3 protein-coding genes and 2 pseudogenes are annotated in these 3,248 nt (G+C 64.0%); all 5 read right to left on the reverse strand.

What is annotated here, in order from left to right; translation table 11 throughout:
- Positions 1 to 253 (reverse strand): annotated as a pseudogene (locus RUW20_RS01740) (urease accessory protein); the annotation flags it as partial.
- The gene (gene urtE, locus RUW20_RS01745; protein ID WP_313950471.1) at positions 250 to 942 is read right to left on the reverse strand and encodes an urea ABC transporter ATP-binding subunit UrtE; all 693 of its coding nucleotides are present in this window, start codon (positions 940 to 942) and stop codon (positions 250 to 252) included. The pseudogene RUW20_RS01740 and the gene urtE, both read right to left, overlap by 4 nt.
- Positions 943 to 956: 14 nt before the next feature.
- Positions 957 to 1,802, reverse strand: a complete 846-nt coding sequence (urtD, locus tag RUW20_RS01750; RefSeq protein WP_409559282.1) for an urea ABC transporter ATP-binding protein UrtD — start codon at positions 1,800 to 1,802, stop codon at positions 957 to 959.
- Positions 1,799 to 2,977 (reverse strand): urea ABC transporter permease subunit UrtC, encoded by a 1,179-nt coding sequence (gene urtC, locus RUW20_RS01755; RefSeq protein WP_409559283.1) that lies wholly within the window; start codon positions 2,975 to 2,977, stop codon positions 1,799 to 1,801. The genes urtD and urtC overlap by 4 nt, the downstream gene beginning before the upstream one ends.
- A gap of 32 nt (positions 2,978 to 3,009) precedes the next feature.
- A pseudogene (locus tag RUW20_RS01760) lies at positions 3,010 to 3,248 on the reverse strand (urea ABC transporter permease subunit UrtB); the annotation flags it as partial.

Below are 3,248 nucleotides of genomic sequence, written 5' to 3' on the forward strand. Positions count from 1 at the left end.
GAGCATCACCGCCGGCGATACCGCCCGGCGGATGCAGAACGATGGCGTGGCAGACATCCGGCCCTTCCGGGTAGAGTGCCTTCTGTACGCGTAGCGGGCCATAATGCTCGCGCTGCACCAGTGCGCTGACCGCGCCACGACGCTCGAAACCCAGTGCCAGGCGTGCCTGCCAGCCCGGACGCGCAGCCTCCTCGAGCGCCCACTGTGCTGGGCGAGTCGCTTCCTCGCGCCCCTCTCGATTGGTCGTGATCAAACTGCCAGCGCTGCCAGAACCCCGTCTTTTTCCATGTCTTCCCCTCGTCCGCGCATGATGATCTCGCCGCGTTCCATCACCAGGTACTGGTCGGCCAGCGAACGCGCAAAATCATAGTACTGTTCGACGAGCAGAATGGCCATTTCGCCGCTTTGCGCCAGCGCCCGGATGGCGCGCTCGATGTCCTTGATGATCGATGGCTGGATGCCTTCGGTCGGCTCGTCGAGGATCAGCAGTTTCGGGCCCATGGCCAGAGCACGGCCGATCGCCAGTTGCTGCTGCTGGCCACCCGAGAGATCGCCGCCGCGCCGGCGCAGCATCTGCCGCAGTACCGGAAACATCTCGAAGATGCGCTCGGGAATCGGCGTGCTGCCCGGACAGCTGGCCAGTCCCATCAGCAAATTCTCGTGTACCGTCAGGCGCGGAAAGATCTCGCGCCCCTGCGGCACGTAGCCGATGCCTGCGCGCACGCGCTGGTGCGACGCAGAACGGCTCAAGTCGCGGCCGGAGAACTCGATGCTGCCGCCTTTGGTCGGCACCATCCCCATCAACGACTTGAGCAGCGTCGACTTGCCGACGCCGTTGCGCCCGAGAACCGCCGTCACCTTGCCGGCTTCGGCGGTGAAACTGAGGTCGCGCAGGATGTGGCTGCCGCCGTAGTACTGGTTGAGGTTCTTTACATTCAACATCGCAGTCATCGATCTCAGCGCCCCAGATAGACTTCAATGACCCGCGCGTCGGCCTGCACTTCCTCGAGCGCGCCTTCGGCGAGTACGCTGCCTTCGTGCAGGACGGTAACCTTGCCGCCGAGCTGCTTGACGAAAGCCATGTCGTGTTCGACGACCACCAGCGAATGCTTGCCTGCCAGCGACAGGAACAGTTCGCCGGTGCGCTCGGTTTCTTCGTCGGTCATGCCGGCCACCGGTTCGTCGAGCAACAGCAGCTTCGGCTCCTGCATCAGCAGCATGCCGATCTCCAGCCACTGCTTCTGACCGTGCGAGAGCAGGCCGGCGAGCCGGTCGGCGTGGGCGGTGAGGCGAATCGTCTGCAGCGTCTCGGCGATACGGTCGCCAGCCGCCGAATCGAGCAGCGCCAGCAGGCTGCGCCAGACGCGCTTGTCGGTTTTCATCGCCAGCTCGAGGTTCTCGAAGACCGTGTGATTCTCGAAGATGGTCGGTTTCTGGAACTTGCGCCCGATCCCGGCATGCGCGATTTCGGGTTCGGAGAGGCGCGTCAGGTCGAGCGTCTGACCGAAGAAAGCAGTGCCCTCGTCCGGCCGCGTCTTGCCGGTAATGACATCCATCATCGTCGTCTTGCCAGCGCCGTTTGGGCCGATGATGCAGCGCAGCTCACCGGCGTCGATCGCCAGCGACAACTTGTTCAAGGCACGGAAGCCGTCGAAGCTGACGGTGATGTCTTCCAGATAGAGGACCACCTTGTGCGACAGGTCGAGCTGGCCCGGCTTGAGCATATGCCCGAGTTCGGCCGTCCCGCTGTCCCAGTTCGGGTTATCGTTGAGCGGGGCGTTGGCCGCATTGGCAGCGTTCATGCGCGCGCTCCCTTCGCTGCAGTGACCGGCTCACCGACCTCCTCCTGGCGCTCTCCTTTGCCGACCCCGGCGCGCAGTCGCTGGACCAGGCCGACCACACCCTGCGGCAGCCACAGCGTCGACACGATGAACAGCGTGCCGAGGAAAAACAGCCAGTACTCGGGGAAGCTGACCGTAAACCAGCTCTTGGCGAGATTGACGATGAAGGCGCCGATAACCGCGCCGATCAGCGTGCCGCGCCCGCCGACGGCGACCCAGATGGCAATCTCGATCGAGTTGGCCACCGCCATTTCGGACGGATTGATGATCCCCACCTGCGGCACGTAGAGCGCCCCGGCGATGGCGCAGAGCATGGCCGACAGGGTCCACACGAAGAGCTTGTACCACAGCGGGTTGTAGCCGATGAACATCACCCGTGACTCGGCGTCGCGGATCGCCGTCAGGATGCGACCAAACTTCGACGTAACCAGGAAACGTGCCAACAACAGGGTGCCGATCAGCGCCAGCGCCGACAGGCCGAACAGCACCACCCGCGTTTCCGGTGCGGTGATCGAATAGCCGAGGATGCGCTTGAAATCGGTGAAGCCGTTGTTGCCGCCGAAACCCGTTTCGTTGCGGAAGAAGAGCAGCATCGCCGCGTAGGTCAGCGCCTGCGTGATGATCGAGAAGTAGACCCCCCGGATGCGCGAGCGGAAAGCGAAATAGCCGAAGACGAAGGCGATCAGCGCCGGTACGATCAGCACCAGCAGCACGGCCCACAGAAAGTGGTCGCTGCCGCTCCAGAACCACGGCAGTTCCTTCCAGTCGAGGAAGACCATGAAGTCCGGCAGATCGCTCTGGTAGCTGCCGTCGCGGCCGATCTCGCGCATCAGGTACATGCCGAAGGTGTAGCCGCCAAGCGCGAAGAAGAGACCGTGGCCGAGCGAGAGAATGCCGCCGTAGCCCCAGATCAGGTCCATCGCCACGGCGACGATGGCGTAGCAGAGAATCTTGCCGGTGAGGGTGATGAAATAGGTCGACAGGTGCAGCGGACTCTCGGGCGGCAGCAGCAGGTGCATGATCGGCACGGCAACCAGGGCGAAGGCGGCGAACAGCCCGACCAGCATCCAGCTGCGGGCGTCGAAGCTGCGCCCGAGGCGGACAATGAACGGCGTGCGTGCAGGGGAAGAACTCATCGATGCTCCGGTCATGATGTCGCGAGTCAGTGTCACGACTCGACGAAGCGGCCCTTGAGGGCGAACAGCCCCTGCGGACGCTTCTGAATGAAGATGATGATGATCACCAGGACGACGATCTTGGCGACCACGGCGCCGGTCCAGCCCTCGAGGAACTTGGTCAGCACGCCCAGGCCGAGAGCCGCCCAGACCGCGCCGGCGAGCTGCCCGACACCCCCGAGGACGACGACCATGAACGAATCGACGATATAGCCCTGCCCCATGTCCGGGC

The sequence above is a fragment of the Accumulibacter sp. genome (genome assembly GCF_032229525.1).
Lineage (GTDB): Bacteria > Pseudomonadota > Gammaproteobacteria > Burkholderiales > Rhodocyclaceae > Accumulibacter.

Bases quoted from the DNA above. Each gene is read 5' to 3' on its own strand.
- urtE (WP_313950471.1), bottom strand. From the start codon at position 942: ATGTTGAATGTAAAGAACCTCAACCAGTACTACGGCGGCAGCCACATC.
- urtD (WP_409559282.1), bottom strand. From the start codon at position 1,802: ATGAACGCTGCCAATGCGGCCAACGCCCCGCTCAACGATAACCCGAAC.
- urtC (WP_409559283.1), bottom strand. From the start codon at position 2,977: ATGAGTTCTTCCCCTGCACGCACGCCGTTCATTGTCCGCCTCGGGCGC.